This window comes from Pararhodobacter zhoushanensis (assembly GCF_025949695.1).
GTDB classification, from domain to species: Bacteria; Pseudomonadota; Alphaproteobacteria; order Rhodobacterales; family Rhodobacteraceae; genus Pararhodobacter; species Pararhodobacter zhoushanensis_A.
The window spans coordinates 2,004,910-2,021,295 of the sequence record NZ_JAPDFL010000001.1 but is presented as its reverse complement, the minus strand read 5'-3'; the positions used below and the strand labels follow the sequence as shown (position 1 = coordinate 2,021,295).

The following is a 16,386-nucleotide window of genomic DNA, read 5'->3' as shown; positions in this document are numbered from 1 at the left end:
GTCACAGCTTTCCATCAAGTGCCGCTACCGCGACGCTGGCCTGTTCGAGATCGTCAAAGGGATAGACCACGTCGCCGATGGTCTGTCCCGTCTCATGCCCCTTGCCCGCAATGAGCAGGGCATCGCCCGGCTCCAGCGCATCGACGGCGCGCAGGATGGCTTCGGCGCGGTCGGGAACTTCGATCGCGTCAGGGCAGGCTTTCACTATTTCTGCACGGATCAGGGCTGGAACCTCGCTCCGCGGGTTGTCGTCTGTCACAAATACAACATCCGCGTTTTCCGCCGCGGCCTTGCCCATCAGCGGGCGCTTGGTCTTGTCGCGGTCGCCACCGGCCCCCAGCACCACGATCAGACGCCCCATCACATGCGGACGCAGCGCCTTGAGCGCGGTCTCGACCGCCGCCGGGGTATGCGCGTAATCCACGAAGACCGGCGCGCCATTGTCGCGGGTGGCGGCCAGCTGCATCCGCCCGCGCACGCCTTGCAACTGCGCCATGGCGGTGATCGCCTCGGCGGTATCGCCGCCCGTCGCGATCACCAGACCCAGCGCCAGCAGCGCATTCGCCCCCTGAAAACCGCCAACCAGCCCCAGCTCGACCTGATGCGACCGGCCCTTGAGGCCGAAGCGCAGGGTCTGGCCCTGCGCATGGAAGCGTTGCGCGATCAGCTGCAGATCGCAGCTGGAGCCCGAGCCGACAGCCAGCACCGGCTGCGACACCAGCCGCACCAGCCGCGCGCCAAACCGGTCATCGGTGTTGATCACCGCGACGCCATCCTCTGGCAGCAAACGGGTGAAAAGCCCCGCTTTGGCCTGAAAATACTCTTCCATCGTCGCGTGATAATCGAGATGGTCCTGCGTCAGATTGGTAAACGCCGCTGCCGCCAGCCGCACCCCGTCCAGCCGCCGCTGGTCCAGCCCGTGCGAGCTGGCCTCCATCGCGGCATGGGTCACGCCGGCCTCGGCGGCATCGGCCAGCAGCCCCTGAAGGGTCAGCGGGTCGGGCGTGGTATGGGCCAGCGGACGGCCCCAGACGCCTTCGACCCCGGTGGTGCCGACGTTGATCGCGGCATGACCCATCGCGGCCCAGATCTGGCGGGTAAAGCTGGCGACCGAGGTTTTCCCGTTCGTCCCGGTCACCGCCACCATCACCGCTGGCTGCGTGCCGTAGAACAGCGCCGCCGCGCGGGCCAAAGCCTCGCGCGGGTCTTCGGCAACGATCAGGGCGACATCGGGGTGACGGGCCAGCGTCTCGGCGGCGATACGCGCGCCGTCGCGGTCGGTCAGCACCGCGCTGGCGCCCATGCGCAGCGCCGGGTCGATGAACTCGCCCCCATGCACGCGCGACCCCGGAAGCGCTGCGAACAGCGTGCCGGGCTTCACCGTGCGGCTGTCGAGCGTCAGCGCGCGGATACGCACCCGCGTGTCGCCAGAACGGGCGGTCAGTCCCAGATCGCCAAGGCTTGTCTCTTGCATTCTTTCCCCCAACGCCGGTTAGGGCGATGCCTACCGCAGGCGCAGGGCCGCTTCAACGTCTGCCGGGTCCTGTGGGCGCATTCCCAGCACCGGCGCGGCCCGGCGCACGATCTCAGCCGCGACCGGAACCACGGTCCAACCGGCAGTGCGGCGCGCCACCGGACCCGAGGTATCCTGAGGTTCGTCCATCGTCACGACAATGACGTAACGCGGATCGTTCATCGGGAAAGCGCCGGCGAAAGTGGCAACCAGACGGTCGTCATAATAGCCGCCTTGCGGGTTGGGCTTGTCGGCAGAACCGGTCTTGCCACCGACGACATAGCCCTCGACCTCGCCCATCGAGGCTGTCCCTTCGGTCACCACTTCGCGCATCAGCGTGCGCATGATGCGCGAGGTTTCCTCGGAGATCACGCGCGGCCCCGGCATCACCGTGGCGCGGCGTTGCAGGGTCGGCTGCACCAGCGTGCCGCCGTTCACAATCGCGGCGTAGCCCGCCGCCAGATGCATGGGCGTCATCGACAGACCGTGCCCATAGCTGATGGTCATTGCCGACACCTCAGACCAGCGCGGATCGTATTGCGGTTGCGGGCGGCGGGCTTCGGGCAGCTCCAGTTGCAGCGGGTCCAGAAAGCCGAACTGCCGCAGGAACTCGCGTTGACGCTCGCTGCCGATCATTTGCGCTATCCGCGCGGTGCCGATGTTGGACGACCGGATAAAGATATCCTCGACCGACATCTGCGCCCCGTAATTGTGGTAATCGCGGATCGAGAAGCGGCCGACGCGCATCGGTCCGCGCGTGTCGATCATCGTCTCGCGGGTGATCAGGCCCATATCCAGCGCCTGCGCGAGCGCGAAGGCCTTCATCACCGAGCCCAGTTCGTACAGCCCCTGTACCCCGCGGTTGAACAGCGGCGAGGTTTCCTGCTCGGCCAGCGAAACAGGCGGCGCGGGGCGGTCGTTCGGATCAAACACCGGGGCCGAGGCCAGCGCGACGACTTCGCCGGTGTGAACATCCATCAGAATGGCCGAGCCACCGATGGCGTTCAGCATCTCGATGCCCCCTGCCAGCACCTCTTCGACGATGGCCTGAACGCCCAGATCGATCGACAGCGCGACCGGCACATCGGCCAGATCAGCGTCACTGAGCCGCTCGTTCATGTCGTACTCGACACCCGCAACGCCTTGAATTTCCGCCGCTGTCACGCCTTGCTCGCCATAGGCCGTGCCACCCAGCAAATGCGCCGCCAGTGAACCGTTGGGATAAAGCCGCATGTCGCGTTGGCCCAGCAGCAGCCCCGGCTCGCCGATGTCATGCGCGGCCTGCTCCTGCTCGGGCGACAGGCGCGAGCGCAGCCAGACGAAGCGACGGTTGGGGTCGGTCAATTGGCCGACCAGCCGCTCTTCGTCCATATCGGGGAAAATCCGCGCCAGTTCTTGCGCGGCGCGGCGGCCGTCGATCATGTAGCGCAACTCGGCATAGAGCGAATGCGTGACCAGATTGGTCGCCAGCACCCGGCCGTTGCGGTCCAGAATATCGGCCCGCTCGCCCGAGATGCCCTCACCGACCCAGGGCTCGGCCTCGACCACCGGGGTAGCGGCCAGCATGCCCATCTTGGCCCCGATTGCGGCGTATCCGGCAAAGAATGCCGCCGCCAGAAACAGGATGCGCCATTCCGCCCGCCTGCGGCCCACATCGCGCACCTGTTCGCGCCGGACGCGCAGGTTCTCGCGCTCGATGCTCTCAGGGTTCACGCCCTGCGCCCGCGCATCCAGAATGCGCGGCAAGGGGCGGAGCGGTGTGCGGGGCGGCTGGTGGGAATGATCGGTCACAGCGAACCCTCGGTCTGGGTGGCGATCAGCGGATAGGGGATTTCACCGATCTGGCCGAATTGCGCGCCTTGCAGCGGCATCAGGCCCAGACGGGCATAGTTCATGTCGACCAGCGCCCGCAGGCGTTGGGGCCGGTTCAGATACGCCCATTCGGCGCGCTGGACACTGAGCGCTTCGTTCAGCGCGTGGATCTCGGCACGCAGGCTGCGCACGTCACGCATGGCGGTCTGGGTTTTCTGGTTCTGATCATAGGCCCAGATCGCCAGCCCCATCACCGCGAAAGCCGACAGCACGTAGAAAAGCGCGCGCATCAACGCTCTCCTTTCAACGCTAACCTTGGCAGTCCCAGCGCCGAGCGGTCAGCACCGCTGGCCGGCGCTTCGGTGCGGCGCGCGATACGCAACAGGGCCGAGCGCGAGCGCGGGTTGGCGGCGCATTCGGCGTCATCGGCGGCGATGGCCTTGCGGGTCAGGGTGACAAAGCGATCCGCCTCGACCTCGACCATTGGCGCGTGGCGGCTGCCCTGCCCCATCCGGCCCGAACGCTGCTGCAAGAAGCGTTTGACGATGCGGTCCTCAAGCGAGTGAAAGCTGACCACGGCCAGCATCCCGCCGGGTTTCAGCGCGCGCTCTGCGGCTTCCAGCCCGTCGGCAAGCTCGTGGAACTCGGCGTTCACGGCGATACGCAGCGCCTGAAAGCTGCGCGTCGCGGGATGGCTCTGCCCCGGCTTGGGACGGGGCAGATTGGCTGAAACAATCTCGGCCAGTTTCAGCGTCGTCTCGATCGGTGCCACCGCGCGCGCCGCCACGATCGCGCGGGCGATCCGGCGTGAAGCGCGCTCTTCACCGTAATGATAGAGAATATCGGCCAGCTCGGTCTCGTCGCAGTCGTTGACCAGATCCGCGGCCGACAGCCCTTCCTGGCTCATCCGCATGTCCAGCGGGCCGTCGCGGTTGAACGAAAACCCGCGCTCAGCCAGGTCCAGCTGCATCGAGGACACGCCCAGATCCAGCACCACACCGTCGAGCAGTTCACCGGCCAGCGTGTCGAGGTTGGAAAACGTGCCCTGCACCGGGCGGAAGCGGTCGCCGTAAGGCGCGGCCCAGTCCTGTGCCAGTTCCAGCGCCAGCGGGTCGCGGTCGATGCCGATTACCGTCTCTGCGCCCGCCTCGAACAGCCCGCGCGTATAGCCGCCAGCACCCAGCGTTCCGTCCAGCCAGACGCCTGCGACCGGCGCCACCCCGGCCAGCAAGGGGCCAAGGAGCACGGGGATATGCGGGGCGTCTGGGGTGTTCGGCGTCATCGGTCCTTGCGTCACTCTGCAGCGGCCGCTTGCGGCGGCAATTTGGGCAACAGGGAGGTGGGGTTGAAGCGGTCGCCCCGTTCGCGCAGCAGCGCGTCGGTGCGGTCATTCTCGAAGTCGTCGTAGGTCTCGGGCTTCCACATCTTGAAGTGGTCGTTGCCCGCGATGAAGAAAATCTTGTCGCCCAGATCCAGCTTGCTGCGCAGCTTTGCCGGCAGCACGATGCGACCATCGTCGCCCAGCTGAACCGTCATGGCGCTGCCGTGGAAAATCGTTTCCAAAATCTCGCGGTCATCGCTACCATCATCCATCAGCTCGATGCGCGCTTCGATTTTCTCGATCTCGCGCAGCGTGTAGCATTTGAGATGGTTCTGAGAGCGGGTGCCGTACACGATGACAAAGCTCGGGCGCTCGCCCTGTGCCATACGGTGGTCGCCGGACACGATCACGGGACGAAAGTCGGCCGGGATGGAGACGCGCCCCTTCCCGTCGATGCCTTGCGTCTCGTTGCCGCGAAATCTCAGCGACACTGTGCCCGCCTTCTCTATGGGCCCGCCACAACGGAGGGCTGAAATTGAAACGGCGGCCCGGGTGCTGCCATACCCGGACCGCCGCCCTCGTTCCCATTTTTCAGGGAGCCCAAATACGAAACCATCTCATTGGGGGGGGATGTGAGATGCTGCTCGCTTCGCTTTGGATCTTTCGTTGTAGTGTTTGCCTGTACTACTTCCCGGGTTTCTATTTTTGCTTTGCCTCGGTGAAACAAGGTATTCCATGGGAGATCATGGGAAGCAACGGTACATTTCAGTCCACGCGACGATTTTCGCGGGATTGGGCGGCGCGCTCAGCGCGGATGACGACCCCAAATCAAGCTTTCGGAGCCTTTGGTTAGCAAGATATTGTGGTTAACCGGCGCTTGGCCCACCACATCGGGCAGAAGACAAAGCCTGCGCTGTTCCCGAAAGAAACTCCGGCTCGCCCGAAAATTGTTGCCGTGAAGCAACAGAATTTATCCTCATTTTATTAACATGTTTATCCACAGGCTGAAATCGGCGTGCACAGGGCTGTGATCCGATTCGGCCAGTTCCTGCCGACAGAGTCGCGCGTTTTTGGGCAAAATCGGCCCGATTCCATCGATTTTCGCGCTGAATCGGCTCTCCCATGGATTCCCACCAGATGCCGGACCGGCCCCGAATCGGGCCGCAGCCTCCCATCGCCGCCCGCTCGGCCCACGCCTGTCCCAGGCCAATCCCAGCCGGGTGCCATGAATTCCCAAAGCATGTCCCTGGATTTCCCAAACCCGCCGCCAGAAGGCACCAAGACGTAAAAACAAAGACTTAGATCGAAATCGTCTGCAAATTCCCGGTGCGCCCCCGCTTCCCTCCCGCAAACAGCCCGGCGGGTGCCGGGATTTCCCGGTCCGTCCCTCCCCTGATTTCCCAGATCGCCCACAGAAAACGGCCCGGAACCTCTCAGGTTCGGGCCGTTCTGGGAAATCACGGGGAAAGGCTGGGCCGGATCAGGCCAGTTGCGCCATCAGCCCCCGCGCGATCCGCCGATAGCTTTCAGCAACGGCGCTGTCCGTGGCCGCCACGGGGACACCGCCATCCCCCGACAGCCTGACCTCCAGCGTCAACGGCAGCGAGCCAAGGAACGGGATGCCGGTCTTCTCGGCCTCGCGCGCAACGCCACCGTCGCCGAAGATATGCTCCTCATGGCCGCAGTTGGGGCAGATGAAGGTCGACATGTTCTCGATCAGCCCGATCACCGGCGTTTTCAGCGTGGAGAACGCGTTCAGCGCCCGGCGCGCATCCAGAAGCGCCACGTCCTGCGGCGTCGACACCACAATTGCGCCGGTCACGTCGAACTTCTGGCACAGCGTCATCTGCACATCCCCAGTCCCCGGCGGCATGTCGATGATCAGCGCATCCAGATCGCCCCATGCCACCTGCGTCATCAACTGTTGCAACGCGCCCATCAGCATCGGACCGCGCCAGATCAACGCCTGATCCTCGGGCAGCATCAGCCCGATCGAGATCACCCGCACGCCATGCGCCACCGGCGGAATGATCGTTTTGCCATCGGGCGAGGCCGGTCGCTTGGACACGCCCATCATGCGCGGCTGGCTGGGGCCGTAGATATCGGCATCGACCAGACCCACGCGCCAGCCCTCGCGCGCCATCGCCACGGCAAGGTTGGCGGACACGGTGGACTTGCCCACCCCGCCCTTGCCCGAGCCGACGGCGATGATCCGCTTGACGCCGGGCACCACCGACGGGCCGGGCGTCGGGTGACGACCGATGCTGAGCGAAGGGGCCTCACCCTTGGGCGCTTGCTGCTTGGGCGCCGGGCCATGCGCCGTCATCGCCACCGATACCCGCGCCACGCCGGGCAATGCCGCCACGACACGCTCGGCCTCTGCGCGCACCGGATCCAGCGCGCGGGCCTCGTCAGCCGTCTCGGCCTCGATCACAAAGCGCACCGCGCCGCCATCGACGACCAGCGCCCGAATCAAATCGGCACTGACCAGATCACCGCCCTTCGGCAGCGCCACGCCCTTCAGGGCTGCAAGAATCTCTTCGCGCGTCGGCGCCGAGCTGGATGACATGGGCAAAGCCCCCTTTATTCCGAATCATTGCGCCTAACCTGAGTGTGTTTACGCACAAGGCAACCCCCACCCGATTAAGCACGCTGTGGCGAAAAATGCTGCACCTGCGAAACCGCGAGGCGGGCCCGGAGCGGATCGGGCCGCGCGCCGGGAACTCAGACGCTTGGGTTACCCTACGTCGCCATGACTTCGCTGCATAGCAGCGTTGCTCATTCGAGGGATTGTGCAAGTGCAGCATAAAGTCCATCTTTGCTTCAACGGGGAAAGAAATTTGTCCAACCCCAGATGAACGAAAGAGTAGACACCATGGCATACGCATCAACCCAGCAGACCCGCGGCTTTGGCCTCTTTGGCCAGATCGCTTCGGCTTTCGGTTCGCTGAGCGCCGCTTGGACCCGCTCGCGCGTTTATGTTCGCACCTACAACGAACTGAACGCACTGACCACCCGCGAGCTGGCCGATCTGGGCATCAGCCGCAGCATGATCACCCGCCTGGCTTACGAAGCAGCCTACGGCCGCGACGTCTAAAAGGCAAAGAATTCCAGGCCCTTGGGCCTGCGACCAGAACGACGGCCCCTCCTCCTCCCTGGGCCGATCGTGCAAGGAACCGCTGCTACCTCCTCCCAGCGGCAGGTTCCGACCAGTAGCTTAGGCCCCTCCTCCTCCCTGGGCCGACAGCACTCCGGCGCGGTTCCCCTCCTCCTCCCTGGGAACCGCGCCCCGAATTCCGGGGCCGAAGGGCTCCAAAACAGATACGACGACCGAACCTCCTCCCTCGGTTTTCGTTATGGCGCGGCGGCTCCTCCTCCTCCCTGAGGCGCTGCGCCCCATAGACGGCGGGCCAGACCTCCTCCCCTGTCCCGCGAAACGGCGCGGTTGCCCCTCCTCCTCCCTGGGCAACCGCGCTTTTTTCATGTCTTGAGGGCACCCTGACAGGCGCTGGAAAACCCGCATCTGCGGCATTTCATTCAACTGCTATAGTTAAGCGCTCGACTTCCCTCAGAAGGGAACGTCGTCCATTCCGTCAGCGGGCAGCACATATTGCGACAGGATGTGCTTTTCCCCGGCCTGATCGAAGGCCACGGCCAGCTTGTCGCCATCGACCGCGATGATCGTGCCGGTGCCGAACTTCTTGTTGAACACCCGCTCGCCGGCCGAAAAATGCACCGACGGCTCGGCCGAGCCGCGCAGGGCCTTGGGCGCCGCCGGGGCAACCCGGCCCCGCGACTGCATGCGTTTCCAGCCCGGCGCGTTATAGACATCGGCCCGCGTGGCGCGGCCTTCGAGCGAGTCATCATCGACCGGCGTCGCGTGATGCGCTTTGCCTGCACTGAAACCGCCATGAATGCCCGGCGGCGTCAGAACTTCGACATGCTCGGGCGGCAATTCGTCGATGAACCGGCTGGGCAGCTGGCTTTGCCACTGCCCGAACACCCGGCGGTTGGCCGCGAACGAGATCATGCACAGCCGCTCGGCCCGCGTGATGCCGACATAGGCCAGACGGCGTTCCTCTTCCAGGCCCTTGAGCCCGCTTTCGTCCAGACTGCGCTGGCTGGGGAACAGCCCGTCTTCCCAGCCAGGCAGGAACACGGCGGGGAATTCCAGACCCTTGGCCGCGTGCAGGGTCATGATGGTGACCTTCTCCTGCGATTCCTCGGCCTCGTTATCCATGATCAGCGCGACATGCTCCAGAAAGCCTTGCAGGCTGTCGAAGCCCTCCAGCGCCTTGATCAGTTCCTTCAGGTTCTCTAGCCGCCCCTCGGCCTCGGGCGTCTTTTGCGCCTGCCACATGGCGGTATAGCCGGATCTCGTCCAGCATCATCTCGGCCAGCCGCACATGCGAGACGCTCGGCGGCGGCACGTCGTCCTCAATCACCAGATCATCATTGGCCGACACCACCGGGCTGCGCACCATATCGTGCCAGCGCGCCATGCTTTCGATGAACGCGCGCAGATTGCCCGCCGCCTTGCCGCCCAGGAGCCCGTCGCGCAACACCAGCGCCGCGCCCATCAGCAGCGGCACCTCGGCCTCGCGCGCGACGCGCTGGATGGTCTGCTGCGCTTTGTCGCCAATGCCACGCTTGGGGTTGTTCACCACCCGCTCGAACGCCAGATCGTCGGTCGGGCTGACGGCGAGGCGGAAATAGGCCATCGCATCGCGAATCTCGAGCCGCTCATAGAATCGCGGGCCACCGACCACGCGATACGGCAGGCCGATGGTCAGAAACCGGTCCTCAAACGCGCGCATCTGATGGCTGGCGCGCACCAGAATCGCCATGTCATCGGGGCTGATCGGGTCCAGCCCGCGCGTGCCACGCTCCAGCGCCTCGACCTCATCGCCGATCCAGCGCGCCTCATCCTCGCCGTCCCAATGGCCGATCAGGCGGACCTTTTCGCCCTCGGTCGCCTCGGTCCACAGGGTCTTGCCCAGCCGCCCCTCATTGGCGCTGATCACGCCCGAGGCCGCGGCCAGAATATGCGGGGTCGAGCGGTAGTTCTGCTCAAGCCGGATCACCTTGGCACCCGGAAAGTCCCGCTCGAACCGCAGGATGTTGCCCACCTCGGCCCCGCGCCAGCCATAGATCGACTGGTCGTCATCACCGACACAGCAGATGTTCTGATGCCCCTGCGCCAGAAGCCGCAGCAGCAGGTACTGGGCGACGTTAGTATCCTGATACTCGTCCACCAGAATGAACCGCAGCCAGCGCTGGTATTGCGCCAGCACATCGGGGTTCTGCTGGAAGATCGTCACCACATGCAGCAGCAAGTCACCGAAATCACAGGCATTCAGCGTGCGCAGCCGCTCTTGATAGGCCTCATACAGCTCGGTCCCGCGGTTGTTGAACGCGCCCGCTTCGGCCCCCGGCACCATATCCGGGCGCCATGCGCGGTTCTTCCAGCCGTCGATCAGATTGGCCAGCGCCCGCGCGGGCCAACGTTTGTCATCCAGATTGGCGGCCTGAATCAGCTGCTTCATCAGCCGCAGCTGGTCATCGGTGTCGATGATGGTGAAGTTCGACTTAAGCCCCACCAGTTCCGCATGCCGCCGCAGGAACCGCACGCCGATCGAATGGAAGGTGCCCAGCCACGGCATCCCCTCAACCGTGTCGCCCAGCAAGCCAGCGATGCGGTGCTTCATCTCGCGCGCGGCTTTGTTGGTGAAGGTAACGGCCAAAATCTCATTCGGACGCGCCGTACCGGTGGAAATCAGATGCGCAATCCGGGCAGTCAGGGCGCGGGTCTTGCCGGTTCCAGCGCCCGCCAGCATCAGCACCGGGCCATTCAGCGCCTCGACGGCGGCGCGCTGCTCGCTGTTCAGCCCATCCAGATACGCCGCCTGACGCGAGGCGGTGGCGCCTGCAAAGGCCATGGACGACAGGCTGGGCCGGTTCGAGTCGCTCATTCAACGTTCCCTACTTGTTCTAGTCATGCCCGTCTTGGTCGCCCGGTTCAACCCCTTGTCAGCGACGGCGCGCCAGATAGGCCTGCGAAAACGCGACATAGCCCGCCGCCGTCACCCGCAAATGCTCGCGCATCTGTTGATGCAAGGCGGGCAGCTTGTCAAAGGGCACGGCGGGAAACACGTGATGTTCGGCGTGATACGGCATGTTCCACGCAAAAAACCGCACCAGCGCGGTGGTGAACGTCGTGCGCGTATTGGCGAACATGTCGGCAACCTGGGGGCAATCGCCATGCTCGGCCAGCAGGTACAGGCGCAGGAACGGCTGGCCCAACAGCAGCGGGACGACCCACAGCCACAGGATCAGCGGCGACCACAGCAGGGTCAGCGCCGCCAGCGCATAGACCGCCAGCAACAGCCGCGCCTCACGCTCGGCCTTCGCACGGGCGCGGGCGGGCAGATAGGCGGGATGCTCGCGCCCCGCCGCCAGCCGCAGGATCAGCCGGATCGACGCGCCCCACAGCGGCAGGCCCGACACATGCCAGAGCCACTGCGCGCGGGTTTCGGGCTTGGGGCTGTCCAGCTCGGGGTCGCCGGGCTGGTTGGTGAAGCGGTGATGCGCCAGATGGAAATAGCGAAACCATGTGAAGGGGTTGAGGATCAACGCCCCGGTCACCGCCCCCACCCGGTCGCATAAGCGATCGCTGGCAAAGGGGGTCTTGTGCGTGCATTCATGTTCCAGCGTGAACAGGAAGACCAGCGCGATCCCCTGCAGCGGCATGAGCAGCCACCACCCCGGCACACCGATGGCAATCAGCGCGCCCAACACCATGATCACCCCGCCATGCCCGGCCAGATGCCACAAGCCCGCCGTGGGCGAGCGATGGGTCAGGGCGGCACGGGTCGCGGGCGGCAAGGCGCTCAGGAAATCACTGTGGGTCATGCGGTCCGGCTTCGTCCCGGACATCGGAACTGTCAAGCCGCCTGCACCAGTGGACAGGGCGAAAACGGCCGGATCTCGACCGCCTCGCCTTTGAACAGGCAGAACGAGGCCTGCGGGATCACTTCCCAGCCGCATTCGTCGGCTTCCAGCGGCTCGGACACCACGGCCCGCCCGCCCCGGCTGTCCGACCAGCGGTGCCACAGGCTGGGCGCAGCATCGTCAGACGCATAGCGCGCGGCATAGAGCGTCTCGCCATCGCTGAACGCGCAGGTCATGCGCAGATGCGGCGCGCCGCCCTTGGCCCGGCTCAGCGCCATCATCCGCGCCGCAGCCCGCTCCAAGGCACCTTGCGGATCGCGGTCCAACCCCTCGGCCAGCGCGATCAGGAACAGCGCCTCACTGTCGCTGGCCCCCTTGCGGTGGGGATACAGCGCTTCAGGGATCATCATGTCGGCGTCGCGGCGAAAGCTGTCATAGCCGCCGATCTGTCCATTGTGCATGAAGCTCCAGCGGCCGACGGTGAACGGGTGGCAATTGTTGCGGCTGGTCGCGGTGCCGGTCGAGGCGCGCACATGCGCCAGAAACAGGGGCGAGCGGACCTGTGCCGTGATCGAGCGCAGATTGGGGTCGGACCAGGCCGGATAGGTGTCGCGGTAAAGCCCCGGCTCAGGCCGCTCGCCATACCACGCGATGCCGAACCCGTCAGCGTTGATCGCCGTCGAGCCTTGCGTGGCGTGCTGGCTCTGCTGGATCAGCGAATGGCCGGGCCGGCTGACGATGTCTTCCAGAAAAATCGGCGTTCCGACATAGGCAGCCCAACGGCACATTCAGTGACCCCGGTTCTCGATCCGTGCATGCAGACGGCGGATGATACGGCTCGCCGTCGCCTGACAGGCAAAGGGTAGCACGGCATGAACTGCCGCCGCCAGCCCCGCCAGTATCAGCCAGCCACTGAAGCCGCTCGCGAAGCGGGCGTGCTCGAGATAGCTCTCGTCGACGGCGGCAGGGTGATCAAGGAACAGGCGCTGGATCATGGCGGGTCTCCGGTTTGGGGTCCAGACAGTTTAGCGCCGGGTCGGTGGGAAAGGGTCGCAAAGTTTCAGGTCTTATGGCAAGATCGTGTGACTGCATCCCAATAAGAAGCCAAATACGATGATCCTGGACGACACAGACCGCCGCATCCTCGCCGTTCTGCAACGCGACACGTCCTTGCCGCTGGACGATATCGGCGCCGCCGTGAACCTGTCGCGCAACGCCGTCTGGCGGCGGATCAGGCTGCTGGAAGAATCCGGCGTGATCCGCGCCCGCGTCGCGCTGCTGGATGCCGAGAAACTGGGGCTGGGCCTGATCGTCTTCCTGATGGTGCGCACCAATGATCACCGGCCCGGCTGGCTGGCGCGCTTTGCCAAGGCGACCCGCGACATGCCCGAAATCCTGGGCGCCTACCGCATGACTGGCGATCTGGATTACCTGATCCGTGCCCGCGTTGCCGACGTCAAAGCCTATGACGCGCTCTATCAACAGCTTACGCGGCGGGTGGATCTGGCGGATGTTTCGGCGAGCTTTGTGATGGAAGAACTCAAAGACACCACCGCCCTGCCCCTGTGAGACCGGGCAAGGGGGCCTTGCCCCCCTCTGCGCGTGCCGCGCATTCACCCCCCAGGATATTTAAGGACAGATGATAAGGCTTCGTTAACCCTGCTTCATTTTCTGTCTGAAAATATCCACGGGGGGTTTCCAAAGGGGGAGCGTGCTCCCCCTTTGGCGGGGGAGCGCGAGGGGCGAGCAGCCCCTCGCTTTTCAGAGCTCCGCGTCGTCGACCAGTTCGACCACGACCAGATCGCGCACCGATGCGCCGCGCGCGTGGCTCAGCGCCTCTTGATACGCGTCCGAGCGGTAGCAGGCCGCGCCCTCTTCCAGCGAGGAGAACACCGCGACCACGTGCCGCGCGCGGTCTGCGCCTTCCAGCGTTTCATAGCGCCCGCCGCGGGCGATGAACTTGCCGTTGAACGCCGCGATTGCCGGGCCGGCGAGCTTGGCGTAGCGGCCATAAGCCTCGGCGTCGGTGACTTCGACATGGGCGATCCACAGGGCTTTGGGCATGTTATCCTCCGATGACGGCTTGCGCCGCTTTGAGGGCTGCGTCCGCCCCGGCCATATCCGCACCGCCGCCTTGCGCCAGCGCCGGGCGGCCGCCGCCGCCCTTGCCGCCCAGTGCCGCGACCGCGGCCTTGAGCACATCGACCGCCGACAACTGCGCCGTCAGATCGTCGGTTACGCCGGCGCAAACCGCCGGTTTGCCGCCGGTATCCGCGATCAGCAGCACCACGCCCGAGCCCAGCTTTTCCTTCATCGCGTCGACCATCGCGGGCAGATCCTTGCCCGAAACCCCGCTCAGCACCTGACCGATGAACTTGACGCCGTTGACCTCCACGGCCTCGACCCCGCCGCCGCCCGTGCCACCCATCGCCAGATCGCGTTTCAATTGCGCGACCTCGTTGGACAGGGCCCGGCGCTCATCCGCCAGCGCTTTCACCCGCTCGACCACATCGGCCATCGAGGTTTTCAGCACTGCCGCCACCTCGGCCAGCCGGGCGTCCTGCGCGCGCAGATGGCTGAGCGCCGCCTCGCCGGTCAGCGCCTCGATCCGGCGCACGCCCGAAGACGATGCGCTGTCGCCCAAGAGCACAAACGCGCCGATATCGCCGGTGCGCGCCACATGCGTGCCGCCGCAGAGTTCCAGCGAATAGGTGTTGCCGTCAGACCCTTTGCCCGAATCCAGCAGACGGCCCATCGACACCACGCGCACTTCGTCGCCGTATTTCTCGCCAAACAGCGCCTGCGCCCCCAGAGCGCGCGCGTCGTCGGGCGTCATGATCCGCGTGTCCACCGGCGCGTTCTGGCGGATGAAGGCGTTCACCTCGGCCTCAACCCCCGCCACATCCGCAGCACTCAGCGCCGCGCCATGGCTGAAGTCGAACCGCAGCCGGTCGGGCGCATTCAGCGAGCCGCGCTGCGCGACATGGTCGCCCAGAGCGCGGCGCAGGGCCTCGTGCAGCAGGTGCGTCGCCGAGTGGTTGGCGCGGATCGCGCTGCGGCGGGTATGATCCACCTCCAGCTTGACCGGCTGGCCGACGCGCAGCGTGCCTTGCGTGACCTCGGCCACATGCACGAAGACGCCGTTCATCTTGCGGGTGTCGCGCACCACGGCCTCGCCGCCGTCCCAGCGCAGCCAGCCGGTATCGCCGACCTGACCGCCGGATTCGCCATAGAACGGCGTCTGGTTGACCACGACCGAAACCTCGCCCGTCGCCGTCTTGACCGCCGCATCGCCCGCAACCAGCGCCAGCACCTGCCCTTCGGCGGTCTCAGTGTCATAGCCCAGGAACTCGGTGCCGCCATGGGCATCGGCCAGCTCGAACCAGATCGCCAGATTGGCGGCCTCACCCGAACCCGACCAGCTGGCGCGCGCCTTGGCTTTTTGCTCGCCCATCGCGGCCTCGAAGCCCGCGACATCCACCGCACGCCCGCGCTCGCGCAGCGCGTCCTGCGTCAGATCGAGCGGGAAGCCATAGGTGTCATAGAGCTTGAACGCCGCTTCGCCCGGCAGGTTGCTGTCGTCGGCAATCTTGTCCAGCTCGGCATCCAGCAGCTTCAGCCCGCGGTCCAGCGTGGTCAGGAAGCGGGTCTCTTCCAGCCGCAGCGTCTCGGTGATCAGCGCCTCGGCCTGTTTCAGTTCGGTATAATGCCCGCCCATCGCGCGCACCAGCGCCGGCACCAGCTTGTGCATCACCGGGTCCTGCGCGCCCAGCATATGCGCGTGGCGCATGGCGCGGCGCATGATCCGGCGCAGCACGTAGCCGCGCCCCTCATTCGAGGGCATCACGCCATCGGCAATCAGGAACGAGGTCGAACGCAAATGGTCGGCAATCACCCGGTGGTGGGTCTTGCCCGGCCCGTCCGGCGCGCCGTCGGTGACATTGGCCGAGGCCTCGATCAGACCGCGCATCAGGTCGGTGTCGTAGTTGTCGTGCTTGCCTTGCAGCAGCGCGCCGATCCGCTCCAGCCCCATGCCGGTGTCGATCGACTGACGCGGCAGGTCGATCAGATCGCCGCTTTCCAGCTGCTCGTTCTGCATGAACACAAGGTTCCAGATCTCGATGAACCGGTCGCCATCCTCATCCTTGGAGCCCGGAGGGCCGCCCCAGATGTGGTCGCCGTGGTCATAGAAGATCTCGGTGCACGGACCGCAGGGACCGGTCGGCCCCATGCGCCAGAAGTTGTCATCGGTGGGAATGCGGATGATGCGGTCGTCGGACAGACCGGCAACCTTTTTCCACATGTTCGCCGCTTCGTCGTCGGTATGGTAGACCGTGACCAGCAACCGGCTCTTGTCGATGCCGAAATCCTTGGTCAGCAGTTCCCATGCAAAGGGAATCGCATCGGACTTGAAGTAGTCGCCAAAGCTGAAGTTGCCCAGCATCTCAAAGAACGTGTGGTGGCGCGCCGTGTAGCCCACGTTGTCGAGGTCATTGTGCTTGCCGCCCGCGCGCACGCATTTCTGCGAGGTCGTGGCGCGCGAATAATCGCGGTGCTCCAGCCCGGTAAAGACGTTCTTGAACTGGACCATGCCCGAGTTGGTGAACATCAACGTCGGATCATTGCGCGGCACCAGCGGAGAGCTGTCGACCACGGCATGACCCTGGCGGCGGAAATAATCGAGGAAGGTCGAGCGGATATCGTTGAGGCTTGCCATCGGCGAAAGGGGCCCTTGCCTGAGGTGAAACGCGTGTCGCGCGACATTTAGAGGAATTCCGCCGCATGGTCC

The 16,386-nt window shown here is 65.3% G+C and carries 13 protein-coding genes and 1 pseudogene; 2 read left to right on the top strand and 12 right to left on the bottom strand.

The window, feature by feature from the left end; translation table 11 throughout:
* Position 1: 1 nt before the first annotated feature.
* The 6 genes from OKW52_RS10035 to OKW52_RS10010 form a co-directional block, all read right to left on the bottom strand.
* The gene (locus tag OKW52_RS10035; RefSeq protein WP_264505570.1) at positions 2-1,474 is read right to left on the bottom strand and encodes a UDP-N-acetylmuramoyl-L-alanyl-D-glutamate--2,6-diaminopimelate ligase; all 1,473 of its coding nucleotides are present in this window, start codon (positions 1,472-1,474) and stop codon (positions 2-4) included.
* 30 nt (positions 1,475-1,504) lie between these two features.
* Positions 1,505-3,304, bottom strand: coding sequence for a peptidoglycan D,D-transpeptidase FtsI family protein (locus tag OKW52_RS10030; RefSeq protein WP_264505569.1), 1,800 nt, complete (start codon positions 3,302-3,304; stop codon positions 1,505-1,507).
* Positions 3,301-3,615 (bottom strand): cell division protein FtsL, encoded by a 315-nt coding sequence (ftsL, locus tag OKW52_RS10025; protein ID WP_127104399.1) that lies wholly within the window; start codon positions 3,613-3,615, stop codon positions 3,301-3,303. The genes OKW52_RS10030 and ftsL overlap by 4 nt, the downstream gene beginning before the upstream one ends.
* Positions 3,615-4,607, bottom strand: coding sequence for a 16S rRNA (cytosine(1402)-N(4))-methyltransferase RsmH (rsmH, locus tag OKW52_RS10020; RefSeq protein ID WP_264505568.1), 993 nt, complete (start codon positions 4,605-4,607; stop codon positions 3,615-3,617). The genes ftsL and rsmH overlap by 1 nt, the downstream gene beginning before the upstream one ends.
* An 11-nt stretch (positions 4,608-4,618) precedes the next feature.
* Positions 4,619-5,032: a division/cell wall cluster transcriptional repressor MraZ gene (locus OKW52_RS10015; protein ID WP_264505567.1), complete on the bottom strand. Its 414-nt coding sequence runs from the start codon at positions 5,030-5,032 to the stop codon at positions 4,619-4,621.
* A 1,094-nt stretch (positions 5,033-6,126) separates the two neighbouring features.
* Positions 6,127-7,215, bottom strand: coding sequence for an Mrp/NBP35 family ATP-binding protein (locus OKW52_RS10010; protein WP_127104402.1), 1,089 nt, complete (start codon positions 7,213-7,215; stop codon positions 6,127-6,129).
* 306 nt (positions 7,216-7,521) lie between these two features.
* On the opposite strand from OKW52_RS10010, the gene OKW52_RS10005 reads away from it, so the two are divergent.
* Complete coding sequence (locus OKW52_RS10005; protein ID WP_127104403.1) at positions 7,522-7,743, top strand: DUF1127 domain-containing protein; 222 nt, start codon at positions 7,522-7,524, stop codon at positions 7,741-7,743.
* A gap of 471 nt (positions 7,744-8,214) precedes the next feature.
* Here the strand turns inward: OKW52_RS10005 and OKW52_RS10000 are convergent.
* The 4 genes and pseudogenes from OKW52_RS10000 to OKW52_RS09985 form a co-directional block, all read right to left on the bottom strand.
* Positions 8,215-10,585: pseudogene (locus OKW52_RS10000) on the bottom strand (ATP-dependent helicase).
* A gap of 91 nt (positions 10,586-10,676) precedes the next feature.
* Complete coding sequence (locus OKW52_RS09995; RefSeq protein WP_264505566.1) at positions 10,677-11,558, bottom strand: fatty acid desaturase; 882 nt, start codon at positions 11,556-11,558, stop codon at positions 10,677-10,679.
* Positions 11,559-11,590: 32 nt separating this feature from the next.
* The gene (locus tag OKW52_RS09990) at positions 11,591-12,385 is read right to left on the bottom strand and encodes a class II glutamine amidotransferase (RefSeq protein ID WP_264505565.1); all 795 of its coding nucleotides are present in this window, start codon (positions 12,383-12,385) and stop codon (positions 11,591-11,593) included.
* Entirely contained in the window at positions 12,386-12,592 is a 207-nt protein-coding gene (locus OKW52_RS09985; protein WP_264505564.1) for a DUF6356 family protein, read from the bottom strand.
* Between the two features lie 118 nt (positions 12,593-12,710).
* Between OKW52_RS09985 and OKW52_RS09980 the strand changes: the two genes are divergently transcribed.
* Complete coding sequence (locus OKW52_RS09980) at positions 12,711-13,166, top strand: Lrp/AsnC family transcriptional regulator (protein WP_264505563.1); 456 nt, start codon at positions 12,711-12,713, stop codon at positions 13,164-13,166.
* A 192-nt stretch (positions 13,167-13,358) separates the two neighbouring features.
* On the opposite strand, the gene OKW52_RS09975 is transcribed toward OKW52_RS09980, so the two are convergent.
* Positions 13,359-13,661 carry a DUF1330 domain-containing protein gene (locus OKW52_RS09975; RefSeq protein ID WP_264505562.1) on the bottom strand — a complete coding sequence of 101 codons (303 nt, stop codon included), beginning with the start codon at positions 13,659-13,661 and terminating at the stop codon, positions 13,359-13,361.
* 1 nt (position 13,662) lies between these two features.
* A complete protein-coding gene (alaS, locus tag OKW52_RS09970) occupies positions 13,663-16,314 on the bottom strand; it encodes an alanine--tRNA ligase (RefSeq protein WP_264505561.1) in 2,652 nt (883 codons plus the stop codon).
* Between the last annotated feature and the right edge of the window lie 72 nt (positions 16,315-16,386).